The 15,666-nt window shown below is 65.3% G+C and carries 19 protein-coding genes and 1 other RNA gene; 11 read left to right on the top strand and 9 right to left on the bottom strand.

What is annotated here, in order from left to right:
• Positions 1-25: 25 nt before the first annotated feature.
• Entirely contained in the window at positions 26-586 is a 561-nt protein-coding gene (locus tag IEV87_RS05425) for a type 1 glutamine amidotransferase domain-containing protein (RefSeq protein ID WP_188476638.1), read from the bottom strand.
• 147 nt (positions 587-733) lie between these two features.
• On the opposite strand from IEV87_RS05425, the gene IEV87_RS05420 reads away from it, so the two are divergent.
• Positions 734-1,360, top strand: coding sequence for a YitT family protein (locus IEV87_RS05420; protein WP_188476637.1), 627 nt, complete (start codon positions 734-736; stop codon positions 1,358-1,360).
• Positions 1,361-1,422: 62 nt separating this feature from the next.
• Here IEV87_RS05420 and IEV87_RS05415 read toward each other — a convergent pair whose 3' ends face one another.
• Entirely contained in the window at positions 1,423-2,514 is a 1,092-nt protein-coding gene (locus IEV87_RS05415) for an anhydro-N-acetylmuramic acid kinase (protein ID WP_188478353.1), read from the bottom strand.
• A 79-nt stretch (positions 2,515-2,593) separates the two neighbouring features.
• On the opposite strand from IEV87_RS05415, the gene tyrS reads away from it, so the two are divergent.
• The gene (gene tyrS, locus IEV87_RS05410) at positions 2,594-3,847 is read left to right on the top strand and encodes a tyrosine--tRNA ligase (protein WP_188476636.1); all 1,254 of its coding nucleotides are present in this window, start codon (positions 2,594-2,596) and stop codon (positions 3,845-3,847) included.
• A gap of 28 nt (positions 3,848-3,875) precedes the next feature.
• Here the strand turns inward: tyrS and IEV87_RS05405 are convergent, their stop codons facing one another.
• On the bottom strand, positions 3,876-4,394 hold the full coding sequence (locus IEV87_RS05405) for a TetR/AcrR family transcriptional regulator (RefSeq protein WP_188476635.1): 519 nt from the start codon (positions 4,392-4,394) through the stop codon (positions 3,876-3,878).
• A complete protein-coding gene (locus tag IEV87_RS05400; protein WP_188476634.1) occupies positions 4,391-5,233 on the bottom strand; it encodes an alpha/beta fold hydrolase in 843 nt (280 codons plus the stop codon). The genes IEV87_RS05405 and IEV87_RS05400 overlap by 4 nt, the downstream gene beginning before the upstream one ends.
• Before the next feature lie 40 nt (positions 5,234-5,273).
• Here IEV87_RS05400 and ssrA point away from each other — a divergent pair.
• Positions 5,274-5,624, top strand: a transfer-messenger RNA (tmRNA) gene (ssrA, locus tag IEV87_RS05395).
• Between the two features lies 1 nt (position 5,625).
• Here the strand turns inward: ssrA and IEV87_RS05390 are convergent.
• Positions 5,626-6,327, bottom strand: coding sequence for an ArsR/SmtB family transcription factor (locus IEV87_RS05390; RefSeq protein ID WP_188476633.1), 702 nt, complete (start codon positions 6,325-6,327; stop codon positions 5,626-5,628).
• Positions 6,328-6,437: 110 nt separating this feature from the next.
• Between IEV87_RS05390 and IEV87_RS05385 the strand changes: the two genes are divergently transcribed.
• The 4 genes from IEV87_RS05385 to IEV87_RS05370 all read left to right on the top strand — a co-directional run bounded on the left by IEV87_RS05385 (position 6,438) and on the right by IEV87_RS05370 (position 9,360).
• Complete coding sequence (locus IEV87_RS05385; protein WP_188476632.1) at positions 6,438-6,743, top strand: NIPSNAP family protein; 306 nt, start codon at positions 6,438-6,440, stop codon at positions 6,741-6,743.
• Positions 6,744-6,878: 135 nt separating this feature from the next.
• Positions 6,879-8,120, top strand: a complete 1,242-nt coding sequence (chrA, locus tag IEV87_RS05380; RefSeq protein WP_188476631.1) for a chromate efflux transporter — start codon at positions 6,879-6,881, stop codon at positions 8,118-8,120.
• Positions 8,121-8,190: 70 nt separating this feature from the next.
• Positions 8,191-8,679, top strand: coding sequence for an SspB family protein (locus IEV87_RS05375; protein WP_188476630.1), 489 nt, complete (start codon positions 8,191-8,193; stop codon positions 8,677-8,679).
• A gap of 123 nt (positions 8,680-8,802) precedes the next feature.
• Positions 8,803-9,360: a class I SAM-dependent methyltransferase gene (locus IEV87_RS05370; protein WP_188476629.1), complete on the top strand. Its 558-nt coding sequence runs from the start codon at positions 8,803-8,805 to the stop codon at positions 9,358-9,360.
• Between the two features lie 59 nt (positions 9,361-9,419).
• Here IEV87_RS05370 and IEV87_RS05365 read toward each other — a convergent pair whose 3' ends face one another.
• A complete protein-coding gene (locus tag IEV87_RS05365) occupies positions 9,420-10,010 on the bottom strand; it encodes a TetR/AcrR family transcriptional regulator (RefSeq protein ID WP_188476628.1) in 591 nt (196 codons plus the stop codon).
• A gap of 133 nt (positions 10,011-10,143) precedes the next feature.
• Between IEV87_RS05365 and fumC the strand changes: the two genes are divergently transcribed.
• From fumC to IEV87_RS05345, 4 genes are all read left to right on the top strand, one after another.
• A complete protein-coding gene (gene fumC, locus IEV87_RS05360; RefSeq protein WP_188476627.1) occupies positions 10,144-11,538 on the top strand; it encodes a class II fumarate hydratase in 1,395 nt (464 codons plus the stop codon).
• A gap of 206 nt (positions 11,539-11,744) precedes the next feature.
• A complete protein-coding gene (locus tag IEV87_RS05355) occupies positions 11,745-12,440 on the top strand; it encodes a hypothetical protein (RefSeq protein ID WP_188476626.1) in 696 nt (231 codons plus the stop codon).
• Between the two features lie 97 nt (positions 12,441-12,537).
• The gene (locus IEV87_RS05350; protein ID WP_188476625.1) at positions 12,538-12,723 is read left to right on the top strand and encodes a DUF4169 family protein; all 186 of its coding nucleotides are present in this window, start codon (positions 12,538-12,540) and stop codon (positions 12,721-12,723) included.
• On the top strand, positions 12,720-12,935 hold the full coding sequence (locus IEV87_RS05345) for a ribbon-helix-helix domain-containing protein (RefSeq protein ID WP_188476624.1): 216 nt from the start codon (positions 12,720-12,722) through the stop codon (positions 12,933-12,935). The genes IEV87_RS05350 and IEV87_RS05345 overlap by 4 nt, the downstream gene beginning before the upstream one ends.
• Here IEV87_RS05345 and IEV87_RS05340 read toward each other — a convergent pair whose 3' ends face one another.
• From IEV87_RS05340 to prfA, 3 genes are all read right to left on the bottom strand, one after another.
• Positions 12,936-13,523 carry a DUF4167 domain-containing protein gene (locus IEV87_RS05340; RefSeq protein ID WP_188476623.1) on the bottom strand — a complete coding sequence of 196 codons (588 nt, stop codon included), beginning with the start codon at positions 13,521-13,523 and terminating at the stop codon, positions 12,936-12,938.
• Positions 13,524-13,750: 227 nt separating this feature from the next.
• Positions 13,751-14,599 (bottom strand): peptide chain release factor N(5)-glutamine methyltransferase, encoded by an 849-nt coding sequence (gene prmC, locus IEV87_RS05335; RefSeq protein WP_229737432.1) that lies wholly within the window; start codon positions 14,597-14,599, stop codon positions 13,751-13,753.
• Complete coding sequence (gene prfA, locus IEV87_RS05330) at positions 14,596-15,645, bottom strand: peptide chain release factor 1 (protein WP_188476622.1); 1,050 nt, start codon at positions 15,643-15,645, stop codon at positions 14,596-14,598. Before prfA ends, prmC begins: the two co-directional genes overlap by 4 nt.
• Between the last annotated feature and the right edge of the window lie 21 nt (positions 15,646-15,666).

The following is a 15,666-nucleotide window of genomic DNA, read 5'->3' as shown; positions in this document are numbered from 1 at the left end:
TCTGCTATCGGGTCAAACCACCGGGTCAGGCGGCCGCGCGGTCGTGGCGCCCCTCTTCGACCTCCTCGATGATCTTCTGCACGAATGCATCGAGGTCTCCGGGGTTGCGGGACGTCACGATCCCCTTGTCGGTTGCGACTTCACTGTCCTCCCAGAGACCACCGGCGTTTTCGACGTCGGTCCGGATCGACGGATAGGAGGTCACCTTGCGGCCCTTTACGATCCCGGCTTCCACCAGCATCCACGGGCCGTGACAGATCGCCGCAACGACCTTCCCCGCATCGTGCATCTCCTTCACGAAGCGCACCGCCTCGGGCTTCGTGCGCAGCACATCCGGGTTGATCTGGCCGCCGGGCAGCACGATCGCGTGGTAATCCGCCGCATCCGCATCGGCCAGCGCCTTGTCGGCCTCCGCCTCACGGCCCCAGTCGGTCTTGCTCCACCCGCGGATCGCCTCGCCGTCGGGGCTCACCACGTGAACTTCGGCCCCCGCGGCACGCAGCATGTCGCGCGGCACTTCAAGCTCGCTCTGTTCGAACCCGTCGGTGGCAAGGATGATGATGCGGGCATTCTTGATATCAGGCATGTCTTGGTCCTTTCGGTTGCGGGGTCACCCCCGTTGCGCGACCAACGGACCCCGCCCCTGCCCGGTTCCTGAGCATTTCCGGACGGCGGCGGCCTGCCGCCACGTTGTGCCTCGACAGCGGGACATCGCCGACCCTAACGTCCCGACATGCCCTCGCCGATCCCGATACCGACCGAATACCGCCAGCAGCATACGTGGCTGGAGGACCTTCAGGGCCTCACCATCTCCCTCGTCGCGGCAGGCGTCGGCGTCACCTTCCTTGCCACGCTCGGCTTCATCACCGGGCAGACAGCCGGCATAGCGCTGATCGTCAGTTACCTGACCGGCGCCAGCTTCGGCCTTGTCTTCTGGCTGGTGAACCTGCCCTTCTACGCCTTTGCCTGGAAGCGGCTCGGTCCGGAATTCACACTGAAATCCATTGGCTGCGTGACGGTGCTGTCGCTGCTGGTCGATTACCTGCCGCTCGGGATGCAGTTCGACTACCTCAACCCCGTGCTGGGCACCGCGATCTTCGGCGTGCTCACCGGCTTCGGCCTGCTCGGCACCTTCCGCCACAAGGGCTCGCTCGGCGGGCTCGGTGTTGTCGCGCTGATGGTTCAGGACAGGACCGGTTTCCGTGCGGGGTATGTCCAGCTGATCGTCGACGGCCTGATCTTCGCCGCCGCCGCCTTCCTGTTCCCGCCCCGCGTCGTGCTTTACTCGCTGTTCGGCGCGCTGGTGCTCAACGCCGTCATCGCCTTCAACCACGACCGCGACCGCTATATCGCGGACTGATCTTCATCTTGCCGGAAATACTCCGGGGGCACGGGGGCAGCGCCCCCGCCCGGCCGCTCTTCTCACGGTCGGGAGACCTGCCCGCCGCCGACCGCCATCCTGACCCCGGTTGTCGATGGCCCCGAGGTCGGCAGCCCCCGCGCGACACGCACCGCAAGATATCCGAACGCCTGTGCTTCCAGCATGTCGCCGTCCAGCCCGACCTCCTCGACTGGCTGGACCGGGCAGTCCAGCGCGACCCGCAACATCTCCATCAGCACGGGATTCTTGCGCCCGCCCCCGCAGACCAGCAGCTGCGCCGGAGACTCCGGGCAATGCTCCATCCCCCGAAGAACTGACGCCGCCGCCATCCCCGTCAGCGTCGCCGCCGCATCCGCATCACTCAGCTCGCGGACCAGCGACATCATCTCCGGAAAGGCGTTACGGTCCAAAGACTTGGGCGGCATGCGAGAGAAATAGGGATCGTCGAGAAACAGCTCGAGAGCGCCCGTCTCGACCTTGCCGGTCATCGCCAGCTTCCCGTCTTCGTCGTAGTCCAGCCCCCGCCGGTCCCGCAGCAGGTCGTTCACCGGCGCATTGGCCGGACCCGTGTCGAAGGCCAGCACCGCGCCCTCCGCCTCTGCCCGTTCGACCCGCGGGTCCACCCAGGTCAGGTTGCCGACCCCGCCGAGGTTGAGGAACGCGACCGGCTCCGTCGCCCCGATGTAGCGCGCGCAGGCGTGGTGGAAGAACGGCACCAGCGGCGCGCCTTCACCGCCCATCTCCACGTCGGCGGAGCGGAAATCCCAGACCACCGGCAGCCCGAGCGTCGCCGCCAGAAGGTCGCCGTCCCCGACCTGGTGCGTGCCCCTCCCTCGCGGATCATGTGCCAATGTCTGGCCGTGGAACCCGACAATGTCCACGTCGCGGAACTTCGCCAGCAGCGCCTCGTGCGCCCGCATCACCACGTCCCGCGCCGCCGCCACGTCCGGATCGTTCGGCCACTGGCCAAGCGCGCGGTGCAGTACGGTGCGCTCTTCCTCTGAATAGACCCGGTAGTCGCTTTCCCCGAAGCCGTGGATCTCGACCCCGTCAGTCACCACCACCGCCGCATCCACCCCGTCGAGAGATGTCCCGGACATCGCCCCGAGCGCCCGCACCGGGCCTTTCTGCATTCCCGCCTTCGACACGGTCTTTTCCTTTGCCTGCCTGCCACCTATAGAGTGCCCTGCACATCAACCCGGGACAAGAGACATGACCTACCATCCCAAGTCGGACTTTCTGGCAATCATGATGCAGCGCGGCTTTGTCGCCGACTGCACCGATTATCAGGCTCTGGACGACGCGCTCAGCGCGGGGATGGTGACGGCCTATGTCGGGTACGACGCGACGGCGAAATCGCTGCATGTCGGCCACCTGATGAACATCATGATGCTGCGCTGGTTCCAGAAGACCGGCAACCAGCCGATCACGCTCATGGGCGGGGGCACGACCAAGGTCGGCGATCCCTCCTTCCGGTCAGAGGAGCGTCCGCTTCTCACGAACGAGGCGATCGACGCCAATATCGCGCAGATCCAGAAAGTCTTCGCCCGCTTCCTCGACTACGACCGGCCGGGCAACCCCGCGCTAATGCTCAACAACGCGGAATGGCTGGACAATCTGAATTACCTCGAATTCCTCCGGGACATCGGGCGGCACTTTTCCATCAACCGGATGCTGTCCTTTGAATCGGTGAAATCCCGGCTCGACCGGGAACAGTCGCTGTCCTTCCTCGAATTCAACTATATGATCCTGCAGGCCTACGACTTCCTCGAACTCAATCGCCGCTACAACTGCCTCGCGCAGTTCGGCGGGTCGGACCAGTGGGGCAACATCGTGAACGGCGTGGACCTGACGCGCCGGGTCATCGACGCGCAGATCTTCGGGCTGACGACGCCGCTGCTGGCGACCTCCGACGGCAAGAAGATGGGCAAGTCGGCCGGTGGTGCCGTCTGGCTGAACGCCGACATGCTCTCGCCTTACGAATACTGGCAGTTCTGGCGGAATTCGACCGATGCCGATGTCGGGCGGTTCCTCAAGATCTTCAGCGAACTGCCGGTCGAGGAATGCGACCGGCTCGGCGCGCTCGGCGGGTCCGAGATAAACGAAGCCAAGGTCATTCTCGCCAACGAGGCCACCGCCATCCTGCATGGCCCCGACGCTGCCGCGGCGGCCGAGGCCACCGCGCGCGAGGTCTTTGAAAAGGGCGGCACCGGGGACGACCTGCCCACGCTGGAACTGTCGGCCGGAGAGGTCGCGGGCGGCATCTCCGTCGCGCAGCTGCTCGTGCGCACCGGGCTGTCGAAGACCGGCAAGGAAGCCAAACGCCTGATCGCCGAAAACGGCGCGCGCCTGAATGACGAACCGCTCACTGATGCGGGGCTCATGATCGACACGGCGGCTCTTTCCGCCCCGATCAAGCTCTCCGCCGGCAAGAAGCGTCATGCGCTCGTCCGGCTGGCCGGCTGAACCACGGCGGGGGCGCCAAAGGGCACCCTCAGCCTGCCCGCATCTCGCCGATGATGCCCGCCATCCGGTCCAGCGCAGGGTCCTCCGCCAGGCCCAGATCGGCAAACTCCCCCTCCGCCAGCGCATCCGCCAGTCGCTCCACCTGAAGCAGCCGCGCCGCCTGTATCGCCCGGTCCCCGCCTGCAAGGTCCAGCTGCCGCGCCCGGCTCTCCGCCCGGGCCCGGCGCACGACATCCGTTTCGACCGCCAGCCGCCTGAGATCGCGCCTGAACTGCACATGCGCCCGATGGTGCCCGGCGACAGCCGACGCGATCTCTGTATCCGACGCGCCAGAACCGAGCAGCGCGCCCATGAACCGCGCTTCCTCCGCCTGCCAGGTTTCATAGACCTCGACGAACACGATCAGCTTGTCCGCGAAATGGCGGTAGAAGGTCTGCGGCGCAAAGCCCGCCCGCCTGGCGATCGCGTTGCTATGCGTCCCGTCCCACCCTTTCTCCGCGAAGTCCGCCTGCGCCGCCGCGACCAGTTTTTCACGGGTCGACGTCATCGAATATTCTCCAGAAATTCTCCGAGCACCGGCATGAATGCCTCGGGGTCTTCCAAGAAGGCGGCATGCCCGCCCCGGAACAGGTGCAGGCGATGGTCGGGGATGCGGGCGATGGCCGGGCGGCAGACATCCAGCCGGATCGCCTTGTCCGATCGCGCCCAGGCGATCAGCACCGGCACGTCCAACGCCGCAGCCGCCGCGCGCAGGTCCGCGTCGTCGCGCCCGAAGGACTCCCACGCCTGCGACAGCACCCCGGCCCGGTTCGCGACTGTCCGCGAGATCTCCCGCCGCCGGACACGCGCGCCGGGCAGGACGCTGCGATAGTACAGCCGGAAGGCAGGCACGAACCACCACGCCCCGCGGGCACCTGCCGCAAAGAAGCGCGAGAACATCCGGGTCACCCGCCGCACCGTCGGGGTCAGCGGGATCAGCCCGCCCGGATTGCACAGTACCAGCGCGCGCACCCGTCCCTCATGCGCCAGAAGGATCGCCGCCGCGCCTCCGATGGAGTTGCCCAGCACGACCGGAGGCGCATCGCACAGCGCGTCGATCACCCCGGCTGCCACCTCTGCATAGACCCGCGCATCCGCGGCCGCGGACATTTCTCCCGATTGCCCGTGTCCGGGAAAGTCCGGCGCCAGCACCCTGTAGCGGTCCCCGAATGCCGCGGCGATACCATCGAAATCCGCCCCGTCATGCCCCGTGGCATGCAGGCAGAGCAGATCGGGCCCCTCACCGCAGACGCGTACCGCCACCTCAGTCCCGAGCACCGGGACCCTCACGATCCGTTCCGAAAAATCCCGCATCATCACCTCCCCACGTGAGTCGGTGATATTCATATCACCTATCAATCGGTAGGGGCAACAATCGTCGAAACGAACATTTGAAATCACAAGGGACAAGCCCTATATCTGCCGTGTCGGGCAACCGACTATGGACATAAACGCGCTCGTAATAAGCGGATCGGACCCGGGGGCGGTACCCGGCGGCTCCACCAAAATCCTTCGTTTGGGGATCATGGGGCCGAAACAGGATCGACGAACGTCTAAAGGGGTTTTGCTTTGTCTCGGTGAGGTACCACCGTTATCGGTCCGAACAGTACAATTGCAAACGACAATCGTGCTCCGGTGGCTCTGGCTGCGTAAGCAGTCCGCACCATCGAAATCTAAGCCCTTGCGCCTAGCAGCGTAAGGCGGGGTTCGCAGGCACCTGGCAACAGAAGCCTGCACTTTCAGACAGTTGCTGATGCGTCCTTGTCCAGCGGAAACGCCGCCTCAAGTGCCTTCAGTCCGCGGGGACGGAACCGGATAACCCGGCTGTCGCCGACCCTCTCCGCCCATCCCGACGCCAGCACATAGTCCAGCAAGGCGGTGCCGAGCGGACCGGCCAGATGCATCCGCCGTTCCGACCAGTCAAGGCATTCGCGGCACACCACCCGTCGCCCGGCGAGCCCCGACAGGTCGACGCCCAGCCCATCCAGAAACCGCCGCCCCTCGGAGCTCACCTCCAGTCCTGAGACCCCGACGGCAACAGCCCCGCGCGCCCGGAGCGAGTCGTAGATCCGCACCGCATGTGCCCCTGCAAGATGGCGGTAGCAACTCCGCGCCTCCCGCATCGCTGCATCCCGGGGACCGGTCCGGACCCGCCGGTGCCCCCGCGCCTCCGCCAGCGACATCAGGCTCTCAAGTGCCGCCGCCACGTCCTCTCCCGCCAGCCGGTAGTACCGGTGCCGTCCCTGCGCCGCCACCACCAGCAGCCCGGCCCCGACCATGCGCGACAGATGCCCGCTCGCCGTCGGCAGGCTGACACCGGCCACGCCGGCAAGCTCTCCGGCCGTCAGGGCGCGCCCGTCCATCAGCGCGGAAAGCATGTTGGCCCGCCCCGGATCCCCGATCAGGGCGGCAATGGCTGATATGTCCGGTCCGTCTCTCATGCCCGCATCCTAGCACAGCCCCTGGAACGACGCTTCGGTCCCTTCCGAACCGTTGTCCCGCGCCTCCGGCCTATACCGGGGCCGGTCCACAACGAAACGAAAGGTTTCCCATGCTCACCTGTGTCATCCGCTACGACATCGACCCCACCAAACGCGCCCAGTTCGAACATTACGCACGCACCTGGGGCGAATGCATCCCGAGAAACGGCGCCGACCTCCTGGGCTATTTCTCGCCCCGCGAAGGCTCCTCCACCCTCGCCTACGGCATCTACAACGTGGACAGCCTCGCCGCCTACGAAGCCTACCGTGCCCGTCTCGCCGCCGATCCGCTCGGCCGGCAGAACTACGAGTTCGCCATGGCCGAGAAATTCATCCGGTCCGAGGACCGCACATGGCTTACCCGCGCCGACCGTTAGGCTTTCTGGTCTATCAAATATCCTCGGGGGGATCGCCGTCAGACCCGGGCGGCAGACGGCCCCGCGACCCCGCTTGACTTCCCGCGCGCCCGCCCGTTCCCTGCGCCGGACAGCCACACCCGCAGGATCCAAGCGATGACCCCGACCTGGCCCGAGATGTTCCGCACTTTCGGGCGCATCGGCCTGCTGTCCTTCGGTGGTCCCGCCGCCCAGATCGCCGTGATGCACGACGAACTGGTCGGGCGGCGGCGCTGGATGGACGAACCGGCCTTCCTCGGCGCGCTGTCCTTCTGCATGCTGCTTCCCGGACCCGAGGCGATGCAGCTGGCCACATGGTGCGGCTGGAAACAGCGCGGCACCGCCGGGGGTCTGCTCGCCGGGCTGCTCTTCGTCCTGCCCGGCGCGGCGCTGATCCTTGCCCTCGCCTTTGCCTATGCCGCCTGGGGCGATCTGCCGGTGATCCGCGACGCTTTCCTCGGCATCAAGGCGCTGGTCATCGTGATCGTGCTGCAGGCGCTCTGGAAGGTGTCGAAGAAGGCCCTGACGGGGGCGGAGGGCTGGGTCATCGCCGCCTTGGCCTTTACCGCGATCTACGCGCTGAACCTGCCCTTCCCGCTCATCATCCTCGCCGCCGGGTTCTGGGGGGCCATGACCGCCAGTGTCGCCAGCCCCGCGACCACAACGCAGGCCGCGCCCGCCGGAACGCTGCGCACCGTTCTGATCTGGGGTGCACTCTGGCTGGCGCCGCTGCCCGTGCTGGCGCTGGCCGGACAGACCTTCCTGCTCAGCCTGTCGCTGTTCTTCGCCAAGCTCGCCGTCGTGACCTTTGGCGGCGCCTATGCCGTACTCGCCTACATGGCGCAGGCGGTGGTCGAAACCCATGGCTGGCTGACGCCGGAACAGATGATCGACGCGCTTGGCCTGGCCGAAACCACGCCCGGGCCGCTGATCCTCGTCACCCAGTTTACCGGACATCTCGCCGGCATCGCCGCCGGAGGCACCGGGCTGGGGCTGGCCGCCGGCCTGCTGACGCTCTGGATGACCTTCGTACCCTGCTTCCTGTGGATCTTCGCCTTCGCACCGCATGTCGACCGCATCCTCGCCGCCCCCCGCCTGAAGTCGGCTCTCAGGGCCATCACGGCCGCGGTGGTCGGAGTGATCCTGAACCTGTCGCTCTGGTTCGCGCTGCATGTTCTCTTCGCCCGGCCAGACACCGGCGGCGCGATTCCGCTGCCCGATCCCGCCAGCTTCGACCCGCTTGCCGGGGCGCTCACCCTGCTCGCCGCCCTGCTTCTGCTGGTGCTGAAACTGCCCATGATCCCGGCACTGGCGGGCATGGCGGCGCTCGCGGGGACACTGCCGGTTGTGCTGTTTTAACTCCGGCATACAGCACTTCCGTTTTGACGCGAATCCCCTATGCTCACAATCGAGTTTCGCGGAAGGCAAGATGTCACGCTCGATCGACTACGGAAACCTGATGCACCGGGCCATGCGCGGCCTGATCCACGAGGTGCTGGCGGATGTGGCCGAGCGCGGGCTGCCCGGCAATCACCACTTCTTCATCACCTTCGACACGACTCATTCGGGCGCCGCCCTGGCCGACTGGCTGAAGGACCGTTACCCGAGCGAGATGACCGTCGTCCTGCAACACTGGTATGACAACCTCGAGGTTTCGGACGAAGGGTTCGGCATCACGCTCAACTTCGGCGACTCCCCCGAACGGCTCTACATCCCCTATGATTCGATCCTGACCTTCGTTGATCCGTCGGTCGAATTCGGCCTGCGCTTCGAAACCCAGGACGACGGGTCGGACGACGACGATCCAGAACCTCCACGCCCCCTGCGTGCCCGCCGCGACGAGGCCGACGAAACGCCGCCGCAGCGTCAGAACGGACAGGACGCCGACGTCGTTCAGCTGGACAAGTTCCGCAAATAGGCGACCGGCGGTCAGCCGCCATTCCCGTGAAATTTTTGTAAAACCAACCGGAACCATCTTGCCGGACTCCCTCGTTCGTCGTTCATCAGGGCAACCGTTGATCGAGAGGGAGAGCACCGAGCCATGGCCAGCGATTTCACCGTCTTCCTGGGCGAAATGATGCGCAAACCGATGGAGGTGTCGGCCATCGCGCCATCCTCCGCCGCCGTTGCCCGCAAGATGACCGAAGGCGTGGAACACGTGGAGGGACCGATCGTCGAGATCGGGCCCGGCACCGGCAGCTTCACCCGCGCGATCCTTGAACGCGGCGTGGCCCCGGAACGGCTGATCCTGATGGAGCTCAACCCCCGCTTCTGCGAAGAGCTGACCCGCAAGTTCCCCGGTGTGACGGTCCTGAACCGCCCCGCGCAGGAGATCGAGAAGATCGGCGTGACCAACCTCGGCTGCGTCATTTCCGGCGTGCCGGTGCTTGCCCGGCCGCAGATCCAGCGCGAGGTCGTCGGTCACGCCTTCAACGTCATGGCGCCGGACGGGGTCTTCGTGCAGATCACCTATTCGCCCAATGCCCCGATCCCGGAGGATGTACAGGCCTCCATGGGTATCACCGCGGTCAAGCGCGGCACGGTCTGGGCCAACCTGCCGCCCGCGCGCGTGTTCGAGTTCCGCCGCAAGGTGCAATAAGGTCGCCAGGCAAGACCCCGACCTTCATCAAGGCGTAGGGTGGGGTTTCACCCTACCCCTTACTTCAACCGGTATTCCAGCAGATCCAGGAACACAGCCGCGTGTTCCCGCAGCGTCTCGCTCTTGTCAGTGCTGCGCGACGCGGTCCACAACCCGTTGGAAAAGATCATGATCGTCCGGGCTAGCGCCTTCCGGTGCGGCATCGGCAATCGGGTCGACTGTTCCCTCTGAAGCGCGGTCGAAAACGCCGTCTCAAGCCGCGCATTGTGCTCTGCCACCTTGGCGGCCACCTCCGGATCGTGCGGCGCCACCTCGGTGGAGGCATTGACGACGAAGCAGCCGGGCCCCGGCAGACCGATGCTTTCCGCCATCTCCACCAGCCGTCCGAAATAGCCGACGATCGCCGCCATCCCGTCGCCCGACCCCGTGACCGGGTCCAGTACCGGAGAGACGACATGCTGGTGATAGCGCGGGAAACAGGCAAGGTAGAGCGCCTTCTTCCCCCCGTAATCGGTATAGATCCCGTGGCGGCTGACCCCGGTCTTCTTGACGAGGATGTCCATGGAGGTCGCCTCGTACCCGCCGTACCAGAACTGGGCGAGCGCGGAATCGGCGAGACTTTCGGGCGTGTGCGAAGGCTTACGTGGCATAGTTCAACTCTGCCGGAACGCGTATTCTGACACAAGATGCCAAATGGATAGTCGGCCGCATTTCCGCGTGATTGCGCGCATGGGTCCGGCCCGCTATAGCGGACCCGACGTCAAAACATCAGAGAGAAAGACGATGACCCAGACCCGCACGGAAAGCGACAGCTTCGGCCCGCTTGAGGTTCCTTCCGACAAGTACTGGGGCGCCCAGACACAGCGGTCGATCATGAACTTCCCGATCGGCTGGGAAAAGCAGCCTGTCGCCGTGGTCCGCGCACTTGGCGTCATCAAGCAGGCCTGCGCCCAGGCCAACAAGGCCTCCGGTGATATGGAGGCCAGGATTGCCGACGCCATCATTCAGGCCGCCGGAGAGGTGATCGAGGGCAAGTTCGACGACAACTTCCCGCTGGTCGTCTGGCAGACCGGCTCCGGCACCCAGTCCAACATGAACGCGAACGAGGTCATCGCCAACCGCGCCATTGAAATCCTCGGCGGTGAGATCGGGTCCAAGAAGCCGGTGCATCCCAACGATCACTGCAACATGGGCCAGTCGTCCAACGACACCTTCCCGACCGCCATGCACATCGCCGCCGCCATGACCGCGCGTGACGTGCTGATCCCCGGCCTGACCAAGCTGGCCGAGGGGCTGGAGGCCAAGGCCGAACAGTTCAAGGACATCATCAAGATCGGCCGGACCCACACCCAGGACGCGACTCCGCTGACCCTGGGCCAGGAATTCTCCGGCTACGCCATGCAGATCCGCAACGGGCTCAAGCGTATCGACCTCGCCCTGCCGGGGATCTACGAGCTCGCACAGGGCGGTACCGCCGTCGGCACCGGCCTGAACACGAAGAAGGGCTGGGGCGAAACGGTTGCGAAAAATATGGCCGACATCACCGGCCTGCCCTTTGTCACCGCCCCCAACAAGTTCGAGGCGCTGGCCGCCCATGACGCCATGGTCTTCATGTCCGGCGCACTCGCGACCGTGGCGGGGGCGATGTACAAGATCGCCAACGACATCCGCTTCCTTGGCTCCGGCCCCCGCTCGGGCCTCGGCGAACTGATCCTGCCGGAGAACGAACCGGGAAGCTCCATCATGCCCGGCAAGGTCAACCCGACCCAGGCCGAGGCGATGACCCAGGTCGCCGCCCATGTCATGGGCAACGACGCCGCGATCAAGTTCGCAGGGTCCCAGGGGCATTTCGAACTGAACGTCTACAACCCGATGATGGCCTACAACCTGCTCCAGTCCATGCAGCTGATCGGCGACGTGGCGGACAGCTTCACCGAGCGCATGCTGAACGGCATCGAGGCGAACGAGCCCCGCATCGACAAGCTGATGAAGGAATCGCTGATGCTGGTGACGGCGCTGGCCCCGACCATCGGCTACGACAACGCCACCAAGGTCGCCAAGACCGCCCACAAGAACGGCACCACACTGAAGGAAGAGGCGATCGCGCTTGGCTTCGTGGATGCGGAGACCTTCGACAAGGTCGTGCGCCCCGAGGACATGATCGGCCCCAAGGGCTGATCGACCGGATCGGAAAATCGGACGGGGCGGCAGGATTGCCGCCCTTTTTCTTGGCCTGTCGCCCTCACAAGACGACCCGGTCAAAAGGCACAAAATCCCAGCAATAACAACACAACACAACGCCAGAAACAGGCAGATCGGATTGACCAATTTCCCAGGCGCAACTAGAACCAGAAACGAAAATTGAATTTTCTGGGATTAGCAGAATGCATATCAGGAACACATTTGCCGCCGTGCTCCTCCTCGCCATGGCCGTCGGGGGCACCGCCCGCGCCACCACCTATCAGATATTCACCGACCGGACGGCCTTTCTGGCAGCGCTCACGAGCACTTACCTGGTCGCGGATTTCGACAGTTACACCGCGGATGTGCAGTTCAAGACCACGACCGTCGATTTCGGCCCGTTCTCGGCCTACAACCCCAGCTCCACCAGCTATGGCTATCTCGACGTCCCCCCGCTCAGGGACACGGGCAGCCGTGCCCCGACCGGCAACGGCACGCCGTTCCTTGCGATGGTGACCTCTTCCCAGCCCGGCCGTTACGCGCAGGCGACACTGACCTTCGATACGGAGATCACCGCGTTCGGCGCCGATTTCTTCGCCTTCAACGAAGATTTCCGCCGCAACGCCTTCTTCCTTCTCGGCGACCGGATCGACGCGCCCATCAATGACTACAACGAGGACGTGTTCTTCGGCTTCATCTCCGATACGCCTTTCACGCAGCTTGTCATTGCGCCGGGCGCAACCGGTGTCTCGGATGGTTTCGGGGTCGACAACATCGTCATGCAGCTGCCCCCGGTGCCGCTGCCCCTGCCCGCCTTCAGCCTACTGGCCGGTCTTGCAGCGTTCGGCGCATTTGCCCGCAGGACGGGCAGAGAGTCAGGCCAGCCCGTCAGGGCCTGATACGGCCCGGAGAGTTTCGGCAAGGTAACGCTAATATGCATCTTTTCCCGATCTGACGGATCTGGACGGGGCCAGAGGGCGCGCTACTCTGCTACCCATGGCCGAGATCGTGAACCTCAACCGCTTCCGAAAAAACCGCGCCCGCGCCGAAAAGCGTGCGGAGGCCGATGCCAACGCCGCGCGGCACGGACAGACCAAAGCCGAACGCCAGCAGACCGAGGCCGAAAAGGCACAAGCCGCGAAACGTCTCGACGGTCATCGTCTGGAGGAGCCGGAAGAATGATCGCACGGCCCCAGAAACATTCGCTGACCCTGCGCGGGCACCGCACCTCTGTCTCGCTCGAGAGGGAGTTCTGGCAGGCCTTCCGCGACATCGCGGCGGAACGTGGCCAGCCGGTCAACGCGCTCGCCGCCGAGATCGACGAATCCCGTGGCACCGACGCCGGACTGGCCTCGGCCATCCGGGTCTACGTGCTCAACCACTTCCGGAAATAGTTACTCCGCAGCTTCGGTGCTGCCTGCGCCGCCCGAACCTTCATTCCCCTCGCCGCCGTTGTTCTGCGCCTTGGCGCGCGGCTTGCGGTTGTAGGTCCGCTTGGGCTTCGACTTGGGTTCTTCCGCCGGCTGACGGTTTTCGGGCGTCTCAACCAGCCCGCTGTCACGGTCGGAGGACTCCATCACATCCGGCTGGTCTCCCTCGCCCGGCGCGGAGCCGGAGATGAAGGCGGGCAGGTCCTCGGACGGGCTGTCCTCCTGCTCCTGACGCGCACGGTCGCGGTCGCGCTGCGACTGGCGATTGCGGTTTTCCTGATCCTGCTGCTCGCGCTGCTTGTCCTGCTCTTTCTGAGCGGCGCTCAGCATGCGCAGGTAATGTTCGGCGTGCTGCTGGAAGTTCTCCGTCGCGACGCGGTCGCCGGAGAGCTGGGCATCGCGCGCCAGCTGGTTGTACTTCTCGATGATCTGTTGCGGCGTGCCGCGCACCTTGCCTTCGGGGCCAGAGCTGTCGAACACACGGTTGACGACATTTCCGACAGAACGGTTACGGTTCGACTTGTTGCGCGAACGGGATTTCGAAGATCTCATGGGCCTCTGGTCAGCCTTGCTGAATTGGCTGTCGTTCACCCCTGCCTGCGCGGGTACGGCGCAATGGCGGGTGGTCGACGTTTTGGGCTTACTGTCAGGGGGACGCGGTTTGCGTCCCGTCCGTGACTGCTAACGACTAAACATGTCGTCGGTCCGATTACAAGGGTAAATCCCTAAAGATCGGATAAAGATCGCGCTGTGTCGCAGCGAAACACGCGGAGGACCGCCTAGGTCGGGCGGTATCCGGACACCACGCGATCCCGTCCGTCAAGGTCGGGCAGCACTCTGACGTCTTCCAGCCCCGCCCCGCGGAACAGGGCGCTCACGGCCCCCCCCTGCGTCGGCCCGATTTCGACCAGCAGCCGCCCGCCGGGGCTCAGTACCGCGTTGATCCCGGCTGTGATCGCGCGATAGGCCGACAGCCCGTCTCCACCGTCGGTGAGGGCCATGCGGGGATCGTGATCGCGGACCTCGACCGAAAGCCCCTGCATCTCTGCCTCCGCAATATAGGGCGGATTGGACACTACGAGATCGAAGTTTCCGGGGGTTGCACCATACCAATCCGACTGCACCAGCGTCAGCCGGTCACTCACCCCATGTCGCGCCGCGTTCTCGCCCGCGACGGCGAGCGCCGCGTCAGACAGATCACCCGCCATACCCGTCACCTGCTCCCTCTCTGCCAGCAGCGTCACGGCGATGCAGCCCGACCCCGTGCCGAGGTCGAGCAGACGGGTAAATGGCGCGTCCAGCGCCGCCTCGACCAGGACTTCCGTCTCTGGCCGCGGGTCGAGCACGGCGTCGGCGACCTTGAATCTGCGCCCATAGAACAACCGTTCCCCGATAATGCGGGACACAGGCACACCCTGCATCCGCTTCTCAACCATCGACGCAAAACGGTCAAATGGTTCAGGATCAATGACTTCTGACATGAGAATACTCAGTCTGTCACGCTCCAAGCCCATCACATGCGCCATCAGGTAGCGCACGTCGCGCTGCGCCCCGGCAATCCCCGCAAGCTCCAGACGTTTCGCCGCGCCAAGCAGCGCCAGTTGCACCGTGAGCGGCGCGGTCCTCACCCCGCCATCTCCGCCATCAGCGCGGCTTGGTGATCGGCGGTCAGCGCATCCACGATCTCGTCCAGATCACCCTGCATCACCTGATCCAGCCGGTAGAGCGTCAGGTTGATCCGGTGGTCCGTCACCCGCCCCTGAGGAAAGTTGTAGGTCCGGATCCGCTCGCTCCGGTCGCCGCTCCCGACCTGCGCCTTCCGGTCTGCCGCACGCGCATCCGCCGCCTTCTGGCGTTCCAGATCGAACAGGCGGTTGCGCAGCACCTGCATGGCAATGGCCCGGTTCTGGTGCTGAGATTTTTCGGAACTCGTCACCACGATCCCGGTCGGAACATGGGTGATCCGAACCGCCGAATCCGTGGTGTTGACGTGCTGCCCCCCGGCGCCGGAGGCGCGCATCGTGTCGATACGGATGTCGCCCGGGTCGATCTGGATATCCACGTCTTCCGCCTCTGGCAGGACCGCAACCGTCGCGGCGGAGGTATGGATCCGCCCGCCGCTCTCCGTCTCCGGCACGCGCTGGACGCGGTGAACGCCGGATTCGAACTTGAGCCGCGCGAAGACATTGTCGCCCTGGATATTGCCGACGACTTCCTTGATGCCGCCCAGTTCCGTCTCGCTCAAATCGACGATCTGGAACCGCCAGCCGCGTGCCTCGGCATACCGCTGGTACATGCGCAGTAGATCACCGGCAAACAGCGCCGCTTCGTCGCCGCCGGTACCGGGCCGGATCTCGATCATCGCGGGACGGGAATCGGCGGCATCGCGGGGCAGCAGGGCCAGCTGCACCTCATGCTCAAGGGCGGGAAGATCACGCGACAGACGCGAGACCTCCTCCTCCGCCAGCGCCTTCATCTCGGGGTCCGAGATCATCGCCTGCGCCTCGTCCAGCCTTTGCCGTGCCTCCTGCCATGCGGTGATCGCGGCAACCACGGGCCGCAGGTCCGAATATTCCCGTGACAGCGCGGCAAAATCTCCGCCCCCCTCGGCCATGCGGGCCTCAAGGTATTCGGAGCGCTGCAGGATCTGGGCAAGGCGGTCTTCGGCAATCATGCTCCGATGTCCCGCATTCAA

The organism is Primorskyibacter flagellatus, from assembly GCF_014638275.1.
In the GTDB taxonomy this organism is placed as follows: Bacteria; Pseudomonadota; Alphaproteobacteria; order Rhodobacterales; family Rhodobacteraceae; genus Pseudooceanicola; species Pseudooceanicola flagellatus_A.
This window is presented reverse-complemented; position numbering and strand designations above follow the sequence as displayed.

Coding starts and splice junctions, on each gene's coding strand:
- IEV87_RS05425 (WP_188476638.1), bottom strand. CDS start 586: ATGCCTGATATCAAGAATGCCCGCATCATCATCCTTGCCACCGACGGG.
- IEV87_RS05420 (WP_188476637.1), top strand. CDS start 734: ATGCCCTCGCCGATCCCGATACCGACCGAATACCGCCAGCAGCATACG.
- IEV87_RS05415 (WP_188478353.1), bottom strand. CDS start 2,514: ATGCAGAAAGGCCCGGTGCGGGCGCTCGGGGCGATGTCCGGGACATCT.
- tyrS (WP_188476636.1), top strand. CDS start 2,594: ATGACCTACCATCCCAAGTCGGACTTTCTGGCAATCATGATGCAGCGC.
- IEV87_RS05405 (WP_188476635.1), bottom strand. CDS start 4,394: ATGACGTCGACCCGTGAAAAACTGGTCGCGGCGGCGCAGGCGGACTTC.
- IEV87_RS05400 (WP_188476634.1), bottom strand. CDS start 5,233: ATGAATATCACCGACTCACGTGGGGAGGTGATGATGCGGGATTTTTCG.
- IEV87_RS05390 (WP_188476633.1), bottom strand. CDS start 6,327: ATGAGAGACGGACCGGACATATCAGCCATTGCCGCCCTGATCGGGGAT.
- IEV87_RS05385 (WP_188476632.1), top strand. CDS start 6,438: ATGCTCACCTGTGTCATCCGCTACGACATCGACCCCACCAAACGCGCC.
- chrA (WP_188476631.1), top strand. CDS start 6,879: ATGACCCCGACCTGGCCCGAGATGTTCCGCACTTTCGGGCGCATCGGC.
- IEV87_RS05375 (WP_188476630.1), top strand. CDS start 8,191: ATGTCACGCTCGATCGACTACGGAAACCTGATGCACCGGGCCATGCGC.
- IEV87_RS05370 (WP_188476629.1), top strand. CDS start 8,803: ATGGCCAGCGATTTCACCGTCTTCCTGGGCGAAATGATGCGCAAACCG.
- IEV87_RS05365 (WP_188476628.1), bottom strand. CDS start 10,010: ATGCCACGTAAGCCTTCGCACACGCCCGAAAGTCTCGCCGATTCCGCG.
- fumC (WP_188476627.1), top strand. CDS start 10,144: ATGACCCAGACCCGCACGGAAAGCGACAGCTTCGGCCCGCTTGAGGTT.
- IEV87_RS05355 (WP_188476626.1), top strand. CDS start 11,745: ATGCATATCAGGAACACATTTGCCGCCGTGCTCCTCCTCGCCATGGCC.
- IEV87_RS05350 (WP_188476625.1), top strand. CDS start 12,538: ATGGCCGAGATCGTGAACCTCAACCGCTTCCGAAAAAACCGCGCCCGC.
- IEV87_RS05345 (WP_188476624.1), top strand. CDS start 12,720: ATGATCGCACGGCCCCAGAAACATTCGCTGACCCTGCGCGGGCACCGC.
- IEV87_RS05340 (WP_188476623.1), bottom strand. CDS start 13,523: ATGAGATCTTCGAAATCCCGTTCGCGCAACAAGTCGAACCGTAACCGT.
- prfA (WP_188476622.1), bottom strand. CDS start 15,645: ATGATTGCCGAAGACCGCCTTGCCCAGATCCTGCAGCGCTCCGAATAC.